Annotated in this window: 11 protein-coding genes and 4 pseudogenes; 12 read left to right on the top strand and 3 right to left on the bottom strand. The window is 41.0% G+C overall.

Annotated features, from left to right (window positions below):
* The first annotated feature begins 52 nt into the window (after positions 1 to 52).
* The 6 genes and pseudogenes from msbA (at position 53) to tcdA (ending at position 5,190) form a co-directional block, all read left to right on the top strand.
* Entirely contained in the window at positions 53 to 1,798 is a 1,746-nt protein-coding gene (gene msbA / locus ACU8V8_RS08425; RefSeq protein WP_446889458.1) for a lipid A export permease/ATP-binding protein MsbA, read from the top strand.
* Complete coding sequence (gene lpxK / locus ACU8V8_RS08420) at positions 1,795 to 2,775, top strand: tetraacyldisaccharide 4'-kinase (protein WP_446889457.1); 981 nt, start codon at positions 1,795 to 1,797, stop codon at positions 2,773 to 2,775. Before msbA ends, lpxK begins: the two co-directional genes overlap by 4 nt.
* A complete protein-coding gene (locus ACU8V8_RS08415; RefSeq protein ID WP_087534164.1) occupies positions 2,765 to 2,962 on the top strand; it encodes a Trm112 family protein in 198 nt (65 codons plus the stop codon). The genes lpxK and ACU8V8_RS08415 overlap by 11 nt, the downstream gene beginning before the upstream one ends.
* A pseudogene (kdsB, locus tag ACU8V8_RS08410) lies at positions 2,950 to 3,722 on the top strand (3-deoxy-manno-octulosonate cytidylyltransferase). The gene ACU8V8_RS08415 and the pseudogene kdsB overlap by 13 nt, the downstream one beginning before the upstream one ends.
* The gene (locus ACU8V8_RS08405) at positions 3,715 to 4,389 is read left to right on the top strand and encodes a TIGR01621 family pseudouridine synthase (protein ID WP_446889456.1); all 675 of its coding nucleotides are present in this window, start codon (positions 3,715 to 3,717) and stop codon (positions 4,387 to 4,389) included. Before kdsB ends, ACU8V8_RS08405 begins: the two are co-directional and overlap by 8 nt.
* A complete protein-coding gene (gene tcdA, locus ACU8V8_RS08400; protein WP_446889455.1) occupies positions 4,390 to 5,190 on the top strand; it encodes a tRNA cyclic N6-threonylcarbamoyladenosine(37) synthase TcdA in 801 nt (266 codons plus the stop codon). It abuts the gene before it with no gap.
* Here tcdA and ACU8V8_RS08395 read toward each other — a convergent pair.
* From ACU8V8_RS08395 to ACU8V8_RS08385, 3 genes are all read right to left on the bottom strand, one after another.
* Complete coding sequence (locus ACU8V8_RS08395) at positions 5,187 to 5,603, bottom strand: SufE family protein (RefSeq protein ID WP_446889454.1); 417 nt, start codon at positions 5,601 to 5,603, stop codon at positions 5,187 to 5,189. The two genes, tcdA and ACU8V8_RS08395, sit on opposite strands and share 4 nt — an antisense overlap.
* Before the next feature lie 13 nt (positions 5,604 to 5,616).
* Positions 5,617 to 6,831, bottom strand: a complete 1,215-nt coding sequence (locus ACU8V8_RS08390; protein ID WP_446889453.1) for an aminotransferase class V-fold PLP-dependent enzyme — start codon at positions 6,829 to 6,831, stop codon at positions 5,617 to 5,619.
* A 123-nt stretch (positions 6,832 to 6,954) separates the two neighbouring features.
* On the bottom strand, positions 6,955 to 8,241 hold the full coding sequence (locus ACU8V8_RS08385) for a citrate synthase (protein ID WP_446889452.1): 1,287 nt from the start codon (positions 8,239 to 8,241) through the stop codon (positions 6,955 to 6,957).
* Between the two features lie 413 nt (positions 8,242 to 8,654).
* Between ACU8V8_RS08385 and sdhC the strand changes: the two genes are divergently transcribed.
* The 6 genes and pseudogenes from sdhC to odhB all read left to right on the top strand — a co-directional run bounded on the left by sdhC (position 8,655) and on the right by odhB (position 16,303).
* Entirely contained in the window at positions 8,655 to 9,032 is a 378-nt protein-coding gene (gene sdhC, locus ACU8V8_RS08380) for a succinate dehydrogenase, cytochrome b556 subunit (protein WP_087534157.1), read from the top strand.
* On the top strand, positions 9,023 to 9,370 hold the full coding sequence (gene sdhD, locus ACU8V8_RS08375) for a succinate dehydrogenase, hydrophobic membrane anchor protein (protein ID WP_256825905.1): 348 nt from the start codon (positions 9,023 to 9,025) through the stop codon (positions 9,368 to 9,370). The genes sdhC and sdhD overlap by 10 nt, the downstream gene beginning before the upstream one ends.
* On the top strand, positions 9,371 to 11,143 hold the full coding sequence (gene sdhA / locus ACU8V8_RS08370; protein WP_446889451.1) for a succinate dehydrogenase flavoprotein subunit: 1,773 nt from the start codon (positions 9,371 to 9,373) through the stop codon (positions 11,141 to 11,143).
* A 10-nt stretch (positions 11,144 to 11,153) separates the two neighbouring features.
* Positions 11,154 to 11,868, top strand: a pseudogene (locus tag ACU8V8_RS08365) (succinate dehydrogenase iron-sulfur subunit).
* An 89-nt stretch (positions 11,869 to 11,957) separates the two neighbouring features.
* Positions 11,958 to 14,778: pseudogene (locus ACU8V8_RS08360) on the top strand (2-oxoglutarate dehydrogenase E1 component).
* A 3-nt stretch (positions 14,779 to 14,781) separates the two neighbouring features.
* Positions 14,782 to 16,303, top strand: a pseudogene (gene odhB, locus ACU8V8_RS08355) (2-oxoglutarate dehydrogenase complex dihydrolipoyllysine-residue succinyltransferase).
* The last annotated feature ends 16 nt before the right edge of the window (positions 16,304 to 16,319 follow it).

The raw sequence follows: 16,319 nt of genomic DNA, 5'->3' as shown, positions 1-16,319 counted from the left end.
TTTTGTGTTGCTGGAGGCTACAATAGCCCCAGACTATGAATTAGAGAGTGTTATGGATCAAACTACATCGCAAATCTACAAGCGCTTATTAACCTATGTGGGTGATTATAAGAGTATCGCAATTTTAGCTGTGGTGGGCATGATTGGCTATTCAGCCATGGATGCTTTATTTATTCAACTAATGAAGCCTTTTATTGATCAGGGCTTAAATGAACGTAATAGTGACGTACTAAAATATGCACCATTTGTTGTGGTTGCACTCGTGTTTGGTCGTGGTTTTTTCAATTACATGTCATCATATTGCTTGAGTTATGTGGGCTCGCAAGTGGTGCGCTCATTACGGCAACAATTATTTGAGCATATTCTGCATTTACCAGTCTCTTTTCATGATAAAAATTCTACAGGTGATTTAATATCGAAAATCACCTTTGATACTGAACAAGTACAGCAAGCGATTACTAAAGCTATGTTAATCGTGGTACGTGAGGGCGCTTTTGTGGTGTTTTTACTTACTGTGATGTTCTACACCAGTTGGAAGTTGTCTTTAATATTTTTGATCATTATTCCATTAGTGGCGGTTATTGTCAGCGTGGTGTCAAAACGCTTTCGTCACATATCTAAAAATATACAATCAGCGATGGGGCAAGTGACCCGTAGCTCAGAGCAAATGCTCAGTGGCCATAAAGTAATACATGGCTTTGGCGGCCAAAAGCAAGAGATTGATCAGTTTGCTACTATCAATAACCACAATCGCCAACAACGAATTAAAATGGATGCGACAAAAGCGCTGAGTGTCTCAGTGATTCAAATTTTAGCTGCCAGTGCTATGGCCGTTATTTTATTTGTTGTTTCTATGCCATCGATGATCGACACTATCAGCTCTGGTGATTTTGTTGTGCTTATTTCATCAATGATGATGTTGTTACGTCCACCTAAGCAACTAGCTAACGTCAATAGCGATTTACAACGGGGTATTTCTGCTGCACAAAGTATTTTTTTAGTACTGGATGAAGAAGTAGAAAAAGATACCGGCTCAGTCACTGTTGATAAAGTAAAAGGGTTAATCGAAGTTAAAAATGTGACTTTTAATTACCCAACGAAAGAAGAGCCCGTGTTACGCGATTTATCGCTGACTATTAAAGCAGGGGAAAGTATTGCTTTAGTTGGCCGGTCAGGTTCGGGCAAGTCAACTATCTCCAATTTACTACCGCGTTATTATGACTTACAAGCACCTAGCGAAATATTATTAGACGGTATTGCACTGAGAGACTATAAACTTGCTGATTTACGAAGACAGTTTGCCTTGGTATCGCAACAGGTGGTTTTATTTAACGATACCATCGCCAATAATATCAGTTATGGCATTTCAAGAGAGTTAGCTGACGATGAACTGTTAGCGGTTGCTAAACAAGCCCATGTATGGGAATTTGTAAAAGATTTACCTGAAGGCCTAAATACCATGGTGGGCGAAAATGGGGTGATGCTCTCTGGCGGGCAACGCCAGCGTATCGCTATTGCCCGTGCTATTTTAAAAGATGCCCCTATTTTGATTTTAGATGAAGCAACATCAGCCCTTGATACTGAATCTGAAAAGCTGATTCAACAAGCGCTCGATAAATTAATGAAAGATAAAACATCAATCGTAATTGCCCATCGCCTATCAACAATTGAAAAAAGTGACCGTATTTACGTGATTGATAATGGCCAAGTTATCGAAAGTGGCGATCATCAGGCGCTACTAGAAAATGACGGCACTTATGCCGCTTTATGCAAAATGCAGTTTGGTGAGCAAGGGTGAGTAAAATAGAACAAAGCTGGTATAAAAGCTTTAGCTTATTAACCTTATTATTATTACCATTGAGCGGGCTTTTTTGGCTTATTTCAACGTTGCGAAGTTTATGCTACAAAGTCGGTCTATTGGAGCAATTCAAAGGCGAAGTACCGGTCATTGTAGTAGGTAATATTAGTGTGGGTGGTAATGGTAAAACACCGTTTGTTATTTGGCTTGCTCAATATTTACAGCACAACGATTTAAAGGTTGCCGTTATTAGCCGTGGTTACGGTGGCTGTTCTGAGATTTACCCTTTAATTGTTGATAATTCAACCACAACAGCACAAGCAGGGGATGAGCCTGTACTTATTCAGCGCCGATTAGGTTGTCCGGTTGTTGTGGGCCCTGATCGAAAAGCCAATATAAAGCTTTTAAATGCAAAATACGATTTAGATGTCATTATCTCCGATGACGGTATGCAGCATTATAAAATGGGTCGCGACATAGAGTGTTGCATAGTGGATAGCGAGCGCCGCTTTGGCAATGGTTTTTTGATGCCAGCAGGCCCACTGCGAGAAACTAAAAAACGTTTAAAAACGGTTGATTTAGTCATAGAAAACGGAGGTGCTGATAACTTTAATTATCAATTAGAAGCATCGGCGTTATTAAATGTGGCCACGGGTGAAAATGTGCAAAGTAAACTACATAGCGGCCATGCAATAAGTGCAATTGGAAACCCAACGCGATTTGAAAATACTCTGCAACGCTCGGGTGTTAAGTTACTTTCTACGGCTCATTATCGTGATCATTATGCTTATACAGCAGCTGATTTTGAAAAATATAACGATGAAGTTGTCATTATGACAGAGAAGGATGCGGTAAAATGCCGCGTTTTTGCTAAACCAAATTGGTACTTTTTACCCGTTGATGCAAAGCCATCAAGCGCGGTAATTAATAAACTCAATCTATTACTCAAAGAAAAAGGGATCCTCGATGGCCTTTGATACAAAATTACTTGAAATTATCGCTTGCCCAGTATGCAAGGGTAAGTTACGTTTGGACAAAGAAAATAATGAATTAATCAGCACGGCAGCAAAATTAGCTTACCCAGTTGTTGATGATATTCCTGTATTGCTTGAAAACGAAGCGAGAGAGCTAAGCCAAGAAGAGGTAGAAAAGTGGAATTCGTAGTTGTCATTCCTGCGCGTTACGCATCGACCCGACTACCAGGCAAGCCCCTTGCGGATATTTGTGGTAAGCCGATGATCCAGCACGTGTATGAAAAGGCACTTGCGTCCGGCGCAAGTAAGGTTGTTATTGCAACCGATCATCAAAAGGTTTTCGAGGCGGTCAATACGTTCACTAGTGATGTATTAATGACACGTGAAGATCATCAGTCTGGAACAGAGCGCTTAGCAGAAGTAATGGATTTACTTGACCTCAGCGATGACACCATCGTAGTGAATGTACAGGGTGATGAGCCATTACTTGCTGGCGAAAATGTTAGCCAAGTCGCTGCATTGTTAGCTGGTTCGGTTGCGCCAATGGCTACATTGAGTGTTGCAATTGAAGATATTGAAGAAGTATTTAATCCAAACGCAGTAAAAGTAGTGAGTGATGTTCATAAAAATGCGCTTTATTTTTCCCGTGCGAGTATTCCTTTTGATCGTGCCAACATGATGAATTCAGCTAATAATCATCTTGTAGATAAAGCAAGCTACCAACGTCATGTTGGTATATATGCTTATCGCGCAGGGTTTATTAAACAATACATTGAACTTAGCCCTTCACCGCTTGAACAATTAGAGTCTTTAGAACAGTTACGTGTACTTTATCATGGTCATCAGATAAAATTGAGCAGGCACACGTTGCACCTCATGCAGGTGTTGACACCCCTGAAGATTTAGCTCGCGTTGTGCACTATTTAAAAAGTAATTCTTTGAGTGAATAAGTCGTTACCTTTAACAGTTATTGCTGAACATAATGACTTTTATGTTATTGAAAAGCCGGCAGGGCTCAACTTCCATAGTGAAGAGGGGCCAGGTTTTGTGGTTTTAGCTGAGCAGCAATTGGGTGAAAAGTTATTTGCCGTCCATCGGTTAGATAAAGTTACCTCAGGGTTAATTATATTAGCGCGAAGTAGCCAGGCCGCTGCTGAGTTTACTCGGCTTTTCACCGCGCATGAGGTTGATAAATTTTATTTGGCTTTGTCAGATGCTAAGCCAAAGAAAAAGCAAGGCTGGATAAAAGGGGATATGGCTAAATCTCGCCGCAGTAGTTTTAAACTTTTGAAAACGCATACTAACCCAGCAATCACACGGTTTTATTCATTTAGTGTAGCAGCTAATTTACGCGGGTATATTTTAAAGCCGTACTCAGGTAAGACACATCAATTGCGCGTTGCATTAAAAAGCATTGCCGCGCCGATTTTAGGTGATGCATTGTATGGTGGTACTGAATCCCAGCGCACCTATTTGCATGCATATGCACTGTGCTTCACATGGCAAAGTGAGCACTTTGAGTTTATTTGCGAGCCAAACAGCAGCACGCAGTTTGGTCAATTAATAGAACATGATAACTTTCAATCTTGGCAAACGCCTTGGAACTTGGACTGGTAAATGACAGATTCTGTAACAGATATTCGTTTTGGTGGTATAAAGCGTTTATACGGACAACAACAATTTGAATGGCTCCAAAATGCGCACTTTTGTGTTATTGGTATCGGTGGTGTAGGCAGTTGGGCTGCAGAAGCATTAGCACGAACGGGCGTTGGTAAACTTACACTGATAGATCTTGATGATATATGCGCAACTAACGTAAACCGCCAAATTCATGCGCTAACTGGCACTGTTGGTGAAGCTAAAGTTGATGCAATGAAGGCGCGCTGTCAGCTTATTAACCCTGAATGTGATATTGAAGTTATCGATGATTTTATTACTGTGGATAATATTCGCGAGCACATCCAAGGTTTTGATTATGTAATTGATTGTATCGATGCAGTAAAAGAAAAAGCGGCGCTAATTGCTCATTGTAAGCGCAATAAACTGCCTATAATTACAACCGGTGGTGCAGGTGGACAAACAGATCCGAGCCAAATTACCTTTGGTGATGTGGCAAAGTCTACTCAAGATCCCTTACTCGCTAAAGTACGTTATATTTTACGTAAACAGTACAATTTTAGTAGCAACCCAAAGCGTAAATTTAATATTGATTGTGTGTACTCTACAGAGCAGTTAGTTTATCCGGGCACAGATGGTAGCGTGTGTCATGCAAAACAAAATGCTGATGGCTCTATGAACATGGATTGTAATAATGGTTTTGGCTCAGTGACTATGATCACAGGCAGCTTTGGTTTTTTTGTGGCAGCCAAAGCTGTTCGTAAATATTTAGATAAAAAACAACGGTTAGCTAAAGCTTAAAGCACCTTTTGTTTAGCCATTGTTTGAATACGTTCGACAATGGCTTTTATACCATTGCCACGTGATGGGCTTAAGTGAGATATCAAACCTAGTTTTTCAAACTCTTCAAATGCATTAATGGCTAAAATTTGGCTTGGAGTTAAGCCATTATATAATGATAGAATAAGCGCCAACAGGCCTTTTACAATACGTGTATCTGAATCCCCAATAATAACTAAACAGTTTTCTTGTAGATCAAAGTCTAGATATAGCCAAACTTTACTCTCACAACCAGGTACAAGCGCATCTGGTGTTTTTAAAACCTCGGGCATGGCAGGTAATTGTTTTCCTAGCAGCATAATTTCGCGGTATTTTTGTTGCCACGCAGGGGAATTATTTAGTGTTATAGTGAGTTCTTTAAACGTTTTATTCATGTCATATCTACTTTTAATCTAATAAAGCGATGGATTCTTGCAGTGCTTTAATAAAAGCATCAATATCTTGGACTGTATTGTAAAAGGCAAAGCTTGCTCTAACGCTGCCATTAATTCCTAAATGCGTCATCAATGGTTGGGTACAATGATGGCCGCTGCGAACTGCAACGCCATAGCCATCTAATAATGTTGCTAAATCAAATGGATGTTCGTCTTTATAATTAAAGCAAATTGTGCCTATGTTATTGTCTATATCACTGTAAATTTTGATGCCGTCAATATTTTTAAGTTTACTTATAGCGTAACTAAACAGCATTTGTTCATGTGCATGTACTGCGGCTTTATCTAAGCTATTTAAATAATCAATTGCGGCAGCAAAGCCAACTACACCGGCAATATTTGGGGTGCCTGCTTCAAATTTACCAGGTGCATCGCGAAATTTACTGTGCGTTAAACTAACACTTTCAATCATTTCTCCACCAGTTTGATAGGGAAGCAGCGCATTTAGTTGTTCATATTTCCCATAGAGCCCGCCAATACCTGTAGGGCCAAGCATTTTGTGAGCGGAAAACACATAAAAATCACAGTTAAGGCTTTGCAAGTTAGGTTGTAAATGCATTGCACTTTGCGCACCATCAATCAAAGTAATGGTATTAAACTCATCAACAGCGCGCAGTAATGGGACCAGATTAGTAATGTTCCCTAAGGCATTGGATGCGTGAGTGATAGCAAAAACAGTAGGTTTAACTGATTTTAGAAATTCCACACAGGTATTAATGTTAATTGTTGCATTACTTTGAATTGGCAGCACATGTAAGGATGCCCCTGCTTTCATGGCGAGTTGTTGCCATGGAACGATGTTAGCGTGATGTTCTAGTGGACTAATTACGATACTTGAATTTTTATCAAGTTGTTGACTAAGTCCATTGGCAACAAGGTTAATCGACTCGGTAGCGCCTTTGGTCCACACAATTTCACGACTGTGGACATTAAAATAACCGGCTATTTTGTCGCGGGCTGCTTCATAGGCACTGGTCGCTTGCTCGCTAAGTGTATGGCGGCCACGATGAACATTGGCATTTTGCTGTGTGTAAAATCGTTCAGTCGCCGTAATAACTGACTGGGGCTTTTGTGTTGTTGCAGCAGAATCTAAATAAACTAAGGGTTGGTTGTTTATCTGTTGAGTTAAAATGGGAAAATCAGCACGAACTTTTTCAACAGCAAACATAGCAAAACCAAACAATAAAAAGTAGCGGGAATTGTAATGGCTTTACGATATTTCTCAACCATTAATAATTGAAATAGGAATAAAAAAGGCCGCAAAAGCGGCCTTATAAACGATAATAATTAATTAGCGCTTGTCAGTTGATACGTAATCACGTTGTGTGTGACCAGTATAAAGCTGACGTGGACGGCTGATCTTATGACCAGGTTGAGAAAGCATCTCGTCCCAGTGCGTGATCCAACCTACAGTACGTGCCATTGCAAAAATTACAGTGAACATGCTTGTAGGAATACCGATTGCTTTTAAGATAATACCTGAGTAGAAATCTACGTTAGGGTAAAGTTTCTTCTCAACAAAGTATGGGTCTTCAAGGGCAATTTGCTCAAGCTTCATAGCAATATCAAGCAGTGGATCTTGAATGTTAAGCTCTTCTAATACTTCATGACACGTTTGACGCATTACTGTTGCACGTGGATCGAAGTTTTTGTAAACACGGTGACCAAAGCCCATTAAGCGGAACGGGTCCGCTTTATCTTTTGCTTTAGCAACGTATTCGTCGATACGATCAACTGAACCAATTTCTTCTAACATGTTCAAACATGCTTCGTTTGCGCCGCCGTGTGCAGGGCCCCAAAGTGATGCAATACCTGCCGCGATACATGCATAAGGATTTGCACCTGAAGAACCAGCAAGGCGAACAGTCGACGTTGAAGCATTTTGTTCGTGGTCAGCGTGAAGCATGAAGATTTTATCCATTGCTTTAGCTGTTACTGGGTTAACTTTATATTCTTCAGCTGGTACAGAGAACATCATGTGTAAGAAGTTTTCAGCGTAGCTTAGGTCGTTACGTGGGTAAACAAATGGTTGACCAATGTTTGTTTTGTAAGCCATAGCAGCAATAGTAGGTAGTTTTGCAACTAATTTAATTGCGCTTGTTTTACGTTGACTTGCATCAGTAATATCAAGATCTTCATGGTAGAAAGAAGACAAAGCACCAACAACACCACAAAGCATTGCCATTGGGTGTGCATCAAAACGGAAGCCTTGGAAGAAATTTGCAATTTTCTCATCAAGCATGGTGCTGTGAGTAATTTGTTTAGCAAATTCAGTGTATTGTTCTTTAGTTGGTAACTCACCATTTAATAGTAAGTAACATAGCTCAATGTAATCTGAACCTTCAGCTAACTGTTCAATCGGGTAACCACGGTGAAGCAGGATACCTTTGCCACCGTCAATGTATGTGATTGAAGATTCGCAAGAACCGGTCGACATGAAACCTGGGTCATAAGTGAAGTGGCCATGTGAACCTAGGGTACGTACGTCAATGACATCTTGACCTGCAGTACCTTGGTAAATCGGAAGTTCGATTGGATCTAGACCATCAATATGGACTGTGGCTTTTTTATCCGCCATCTATTTATCTCCTATTAAGATAACAACTCTGATTGTTATGTTCTGAATCTGTTTAAGCACATTCTTTTCATTTTAACGTGAAAGAGGGGGTTAAAGTCAATTTTTATAAACATTATGCACAAATGTATAATAAATATTCTGCTAGGATTAAATATTATACCATTGGCTAATTCGCAAACGTCTCTAACTAAACAAGAATTGTAAAAAGACCTTTGGCTATATATACTATCAAAGGTTTTATACCGTATTGTCTGTAGGTAAATGTTATTTTTACATGTAATTTTTGCATAAATGTGAACTTTACTCGTATTAAAAGGGTTTACTTAGATAGTTCCATTAAAAAAATTATTTTTTAGTGGGTTTTAGAAAAACAAGTAGATGAGCCCCTATGTGGGCAAGATGGGCAAGTAACTGTGAAAAAGCAAAGACCTGTAAATCTAGATCTAACAACTATATCTATGCCGGCAACGGCTAAAGCATCAATTTTTCACCGCGTCACCGGTGTTGCATTATTTTTTGCTTTAACGTTTGTCATTTGGGCTTGGTCTGAGTCTCTTTCTTCTGCTGAAGGTTTTGAATTCGTCAAGGGTCTGTTTAGCGGATTCATTGCCAAATTTATAGCTTGGGGCACCATTTCTGTATTGGCATACCACCTTATCGGCGGTATTCGTCATATCATTATGGATATGGGACATTGGGAAGAACTTGAATCAGGTAACTTCAGCGCTAAGATTGCTATGGCACTTGGCGTTGTTGCTTCTGTACTAGCAGGAGTTTGGATATGGTTTTAAATCAAGCAACTCTTAAACGTGATGGTGTACAAGATTTTGTCTCATTACGTACCACGGCACTAGTAATTACCGCGTATGCGATTTTTATTATTGGCTATTTTTTAGCGACGCCTGAAGTCACTTACGAAGCATGGCAAGGCCTGTTTTCAAACCTAGCAATGAAAGGGTTTACTCTCATCACCCTGGTTTGCATTATGGTTCACACCCGTATTGGCCTTTGGCAAGTACTAACAGACTATGTTAAATGCGCAAAGTTGCGTGCAGTTTTAGGGTTTGTTTTAAACCTTATGGCAGCAGCGTACGTAGCTATTGGTCTAATCGTTTTATGGGGTGTTTAAGTGAAATATTCTGTTCGTGAATTTGATGCCGTCGTGATTGGCGCAGGTGGTGCGGGTATGCGCGCTGCACTTGCAATCACTGAATCAGGTAAAACCTGTGCACTTATCTCTAAAGTTTTCCCAACGCGTTCTCACACTGTGTCTGCACAAGGTGGTATCACAGTTGCTTTGGGTAACTCACACGAAGATAACTGGGAATGGCACATGTACGATACTGTTAAAGGTTCCGATTTCATCGGTGACCAAGATGCTATCGAATATATGTGTAATACAGGCCCTGAAGCTATTACTGAACTTGAAAATATGGGTCTACCATTTTCTCGTTTTGAAAATGGCCGTGTTTACCAACGTCCTTTCGGTGGTCAATCGAAAAACTTCGGTGGTGAACAAGCTGCACGTACTGCAGCAGCAGCTGACCGTACTGGTCACGCATTATTACACCTTCTTTACCAACAAAATGTTAAAAACAAAACTAACGTATTCTCTGAGTGGTATGCGCTAGATTTAGTTAAAAATGACGAAGGTAATGTTGTTGGTTGTACTGCAATCGAAATAGAGACCGGTGAAGTTGTTTACTTCAAGTCTAAAGCAGTTGTATTAGCTACAGGTGGTGCAGGTCGTATTTTCGCATCAACCACTAATGCACACATTAACACTGGTGACGGTGTTGGTATGGCGACTCGTGCTGGTATTTCTATGCAAGACATGGAAATGTGGCAGTTCCACCCTACGGGTATTGCTGGTGCCGGTACACTTGTAACTGAAGGTTGTCGTGGTGAAGGTGGTTATCTTTTAAATAAAGATGGCGAACGTTTCATGGAACGTTATGCACCGAATGCCAAAGATTTAGCGTCACGTGATGTTGTTGCCCGTTCAATGATGACAGAGATTCGTGAAGGTCGTGGTTGTGATGGTCCTTGGGGTCCTCATATTAAACTTAAGCTTGATCACCTAGGTGAAGAAACGCTTAATCTACGTCTTCCAGGCGTTTGTGACCTTGCTAAAACATTCGCACACGTTGACCCAGCTAAAGAGCCAATTCCAGTAATTCCTACTTGTCACTATATGATGGGTGGCGTGCCAACTAACGTAAATGGTCAAGCACTACACATCGATGCCAATGGTAACGAAAAAGTAGTTGAAGGCTTATTTGCAGTTGGTGAGATTGCCTGTGTATCTGTACACGGTGCAAACCGCTTAGGTGGTAACTCATTACTTGATTTAGTGGTATTTGGTCGTGCTGCAGGTAACTTCCTTGGTACTTACCTAAATGATGTTGAAGTATCAAAAGATGCCTCAGAATCTGACCTAGAAGCGTCACTTGCACGTTTTAATCGTTGGGAAAACTCAACGCCAGGTCAAGGTGAAGACCCAGTACAAATTAAGAAAGACCTACAACAATGTATGCAGCTTAACTTCTCGGTATTCCGTGAAGGTGACTCTATGGCGTCAGGTCTACAAGAGCTTAAAGAAATTCGTGAACGCTTACAGCATGCGCGTCTTGATGATAAATCATCAGATTTCAATACTGCACGTATCGAATGTCTAGAGCTAGATAACCTTATGGAAACAGCTTACTCAACAGCAGTAGCTGCAAACTTCCGTACAGAAAGCCGTGGTGCACACTCTCGCTTTGACTTCCCAGATCGTGATGACACGAATTGGTTATGTCACTCAATCTTCAACCCTAATACGGATGAAATGAGCAAGCGTGATGTAAACTATGCGCCAAAACTGCGCGAAGCATTTCCACCTAAAGCACGTACATACTAGGAGCGAGACGATGGCACAAGTACAATTTTCTGTTTATCGTTACAATCCAGATGTTGATAATGCCCCACGTATGCAAGAATATACTTTGCAAACGGAAGAAGGCCACGACATGATGGTATTGGATGCACTTTTACTTTTAAAAGAGCAAGATCCAACACTTTCTTTCCGTCGTTCATGCCGTGAAGGTGTGTGGCTCTGATGGCGTCAACATGAATGGTAAAAATGGTTTAGCATGTATTACTCCTTTATCTACGCTACAAAAAAATGGCAAAGGTAAAATAGTAATTCGACCGCTACCAGGTTTACCTGTGGTACGTGACCTTGTTATTGACATGAGTCAGTTCTACACTCAATACGAAAAAGTAAAACCCTATCTAATAAATGACACGCCAGCGGCGGGTGAACGTCTTCAAACTATCGAAGAACGTGATAAGTTAGATGGTCTTTACGAGTGTATTTTGTGTGCATGTTGTTCAACATCGTGTCCTTCGTTCTGGTGGAATCCAGACAAGTTCATCGGTCCAGCTGGTCTTCTTCATGCTTATCGTTTCTTGGCTGATAGCCGAGATACAGCAACTGAAGAACGTTTAGCCGATTTAGACGATGCGTTCAGCGTGTTCCGTTGTCACAGTATCATGAACTGTGTTAGCGTTTGTCCTAAAGGTCTTAATCCGACTAAAGCAATTGGACAAATCAAATCAATGTTACTAAACCGTTCGGTTTAATAGTATTGTATAAATGTAAGATGGCTAATTCAGATTAGCCATCTTGTTATATAACAATTAATTTCTGCGCTAAAGAAAAGGGCTTATAAATGCACGAAGGTGTGATGAAGGCATGGCTAGAATCTTCACATTTAAACGGCGGTAACGTTGCTTATGTAGAAGAGCTTTATGAAGCGTATTTAGACGATGCGACTTCTGTGCCAGAAGAATGGCGAGAAGTGTTCGAACAATTACCAAAAGTAGATGGTGTGGATGTTGACGTAAAGCATTCAGAAGTTCGTTCACAGTTTGCGGCGCTTGCTAAAAACAAGCATAGAGAAGTAGTGGTAGCAGAAGGTGGAAGCGGTGACCCTAAACAGGTTAAAGTGCTCCAGCTTATAAATGCTTTCCGTTTCCGTGGTCACCAAAATGCTAACCTAGACCCATTAGGTATATGGCAGCGTGAACGCGTTCGAGACCTAGAATTAGAATACCATGACTTATCTAAAGCTGATTTTGACCGTGAATTTAACGTGGGATCGTTTGCCGTAGGGCGCGATACTATGCCTTTAGGTGATTTATATCAGGCACTCAAAACTACATATTGTGGTTCTGTAGGTGCTGAGTATATGCACATCACATCGACTGAAGAAAAACGTTGGTTACAACAACGTTTAGAATCGGTGCAATCACGACCAACATTCAGTAAAGAAGAAAAGTTGCGTATCCTTAAAGGTCTTACCGCAGCCGATGGTCTTGAAAAGTATTTAGGTGCTAAATTCCCGGGCGCTAAACGTTTCTCACTTGAAGGTGGTGATGCGTTAGTCCCAATGCTTAAAGAGCTTATTCACCGTGCAGGTGAAAGTGGCCAACAAGAAGCCGTTATTGGTATGGCTCACCGTGGTCGCTTAAATGTGCTTGTTAACGTACTTGGTAAAAACCCATCAGAGTTATTTGATGAGTTTGCTGGTAAGCACAAAGAGACGCTAAGCTCTGGTGATGTTAAATACCACATGGGTTATTCGTCTGACTTTGCGACTTCTGGTGGCAATGTACACATGGCGCTTGCATTTAATCCGTCTCACCTTGAAATCGTAAACCCTGTTGTTATGGGTTCTGTACGTGCTCGTTTAGACCGTTTAAATGATTCTACGGGCTCAAAAGCATTACCGATCACAATTCATGGTGATTCTGCTGTTGCTGGTCAAGGTGTTGTACAAGAAACCTTCAACTTATCGCAAACTAATGCGTTTAGTTGTGGTGGTAGTATTCGTATTGTTGTAAATAACCAAGTTGGTTTTACAACAAGCAAAACAAGACGATGTGCGTTCTACAGATTACTGTACCGACATCGCAAAAATGGTTCAGTCACCAATCTTCCACGTGAATTCTGATGATCCTGAAGCGGTTGCTTTTGTAACGCAAATCGCCCTTGATTTTAGAAATAAATTTAAACGTGATGTGGTTATTGACTTAGTTTGTTATCGCCGTCATGGCCATAACGAAGCGGATGAGCCAAATGCGACTCAACCGATCATGTACCAAAAAATCAAAAAACACCCAGTACCACGTTTGATCTATGCCGATCAACTTATGACTGAAGGCTCGTTTACTGAAAGTGAAATAAAAGCACTTGCTGATGACTACCGTAATGGGTTAGACGACGGCAATTGTGTTGTTGAAGAGATACAACCTGAAACATCACATTCATCTGATTGGGCTAAATATGTAGGTCATGAATGGAGTGTTGATTACGACGCCAGTGTTTCAGTTGAAAAACTAAAAGAATTGGGCGAAAAAGTAGCTAACTACCCAGAGCAATATAAAGCGCAATCACGTGTTAAAAAGATTTACGACGACCGTAAATTAATGGCAGCAGGTGAAAAAGCATTAGATTGGGGTATGGCTGAAACACTTGCGTATGCGACGATTGCAAGTGAAGGTACCGATATACGCTTAACGGGTCAAGACTCAGGGCGCGGAACTTTCTTCCATCGTCATGCTGTAGTTCATAGCCAAAGTGATGGTGCAACTTACACGCCGTTACAACACTTAAGTGAAGACCAAGGTACGTTCCAAGTATTCGATTCTGTGTTATCAGAAGAAGCAGTTGTGGCGTTTGAGTACGGTTATGCAACAGCAGAGCCAACGTCATTAGTACTATGGGAAGCACAGTTTGGTGATTTCGCCAACGGTGCACAAGTCGTATTTGACCAATTCTTAAGTTCTGGTGAGCAAAAATGGGGCCGTTTATGTGGTCTTACAATCTTGCTCCCTCATGGTTATGAAGGTCAAGGTCCTGAGCATAGCTCGGCACGTCTTGAACGCTTCTTACAGCTGTGTGCTGATCACAATATGCAAGTGTGTGTGCCTTCAACACCAGCACAAGTATATGCCATGCTACGCCGTCAATCTGTGAGACCACTGCGTCGTCCATTGATTGTTATGACACCTAAGTCTTTATTACGTCATCCATTAGCGACTTCTAGCTTAGAAGAACTGGCTGAAGGCGTGTATCACAATATGATTGATGAAATCGATGATATTAATGCTGATAAAGTAGAACGCGTTGTATTTTGTAGTGGTAAAGTTTATTACGAATTACTGCAAGAGCGTCGTAAGCAAGAAATTGATAACATTGCCATTGTACGTGTTGAGCAGTTATACCCGTTCCCACATGATGAAATGGATGCGATTATGTCGCGTTACCAACATGTGAAAGATTTTGTTTGGTGTCAGGAAGAGCCGCAAAACCAAGGTGCTTGGTATTGTTCACAACATCACTTTGTAGAAGCAATTCCTCAGGGTGCTAAGCTTAAATACGCAGGGCGTAAAGCGTCAGCATCACCGGCATGTGGTTACATGTCAGTGCATACTAAAGAACAACAAGCGCTCGTTGCAGATGCGCTTACTATTGAAAATAAAGGATAAGCAATGAGCACAGAAATTAAAGTTCCTGTTCTTCCTGAGTCGGTTGCTGATGCTTCCGTTGCAACATGGCATGTGAGTGTTGGCGACAAAGTAAGCCGTGACCAAAACTTAGTAGATATTGAAACAGATAAAGTTGTTTTAGAAGTTGTTGCACCTAATGACGGTGTGATCACTGAAATTTCACAAGAAGAAGGTGCTACGGTACTTGGCGACCAAGTTATCGGTCTAATTGGTGATGCTGATGCAGCAGCACCAAGTGACGAAGCTAAAGCCGACGCACCTGCTTCAGATAAACAAGAAAGCGCGCCAGAAGAGGCGCCATCAGCTCCAGCATCAGAAGGTAAAGAAGTGGACATTAAAGTACCTGTACTTCCAGAATCAGTCGCAGACGCGACAGTAGCTACTTGGCACGTTCAACCAGGTGACGCGGTTTCTCGCGACCAAAACTTAGTTGACATTGAAACTGACAAAGTTGTTCTTGAAGTTGTTGCTCAAGAAGACGGTGTTATGGGTGAGATCATCCATGATGAAGGCGATACAGTACTTGGTGAGCAAGTAATTGGTAAAGTTAAAGCCGGTGGTGCTCCAGCAGCGCCTGCAGCAAAAGAAGAATCTGCACCTGCTGCTGATTCTAGCGACAGCTCAGATGTATTAACACCATCTGTTCGTCGTTTAATTGCTGAAAAAGGCTTAGATGCATCTAAAATTAAAGGCACTGGTAAAAATGGCCGTGTAACTAAAGAAGATGTAGATACATTCTTAAAAGCGCCTGCACCAGCGGCTAAGAAATCTGAAGCTGCTGCTCCAGCGGCACCAATGGGTGACCGTACGCAAAAACGTGTACCAATGACGCGTTTACGTAAAACCATTGCTAATCGTCTTCTTGAAGCGAAAAACTCGACTGCAATGTTAACGACATTTAACGAAGTTAACATGAAGCCAATCATGGACCTTCGTAAGCAGTATCAAGAAGTATTCGAAAAGCGCCACGGTATCCGTTTAGGTTTCATGTCTTTTTTATGTGAAAGCGGTAACTGAAGCACTTAAGCGTTTCCCTGAAGTAAATGCTTCAATTGATGGCGACGATATCGTATACCACAACTATTTTGATATCAGCATTGCTGTTTCTACGCCGCGTGGTTTAGTGACACCAGTACTTAAAGATTGCGATAAGCTGTCTGTTGCTGAAATTGAAAAAGGTATTCGTGAACTAGCACTTAAAGGTCGTGATGGTAAGCTTTCGCTTGACGATATGACCGGTGGTAACTTCACAATTACTAATGGTGGTGTATTTGGTTCATTACTTTCTACACCTATTATCAACTTACCACAGTCGTCAATTTTGGGTATGCACAAAATCCAAGACCGTCCAATGGCTGTTAATGGCAAAGTTGAAATTCTTCCTATGATGTATTTGGCGCTTTCTTATGATCATCGTCAAATAGATGGTAAAGAATCTGTTGGTTTCTTAGTGACAATTAAAGAGTTACTTGAAGATCCAACTCGCTTATTGCTAGATGTTTAATCTAGTTGTATAAAAT

This window comes from Pseudoalteromonas sp. SaAl2 (assembly GCF_052947895.1).
The sequence above is the reverse complement of the archived record's forward strand: the minus strand, read 5'-3'. Positions and strand labels throughout refer to the sequence as shown.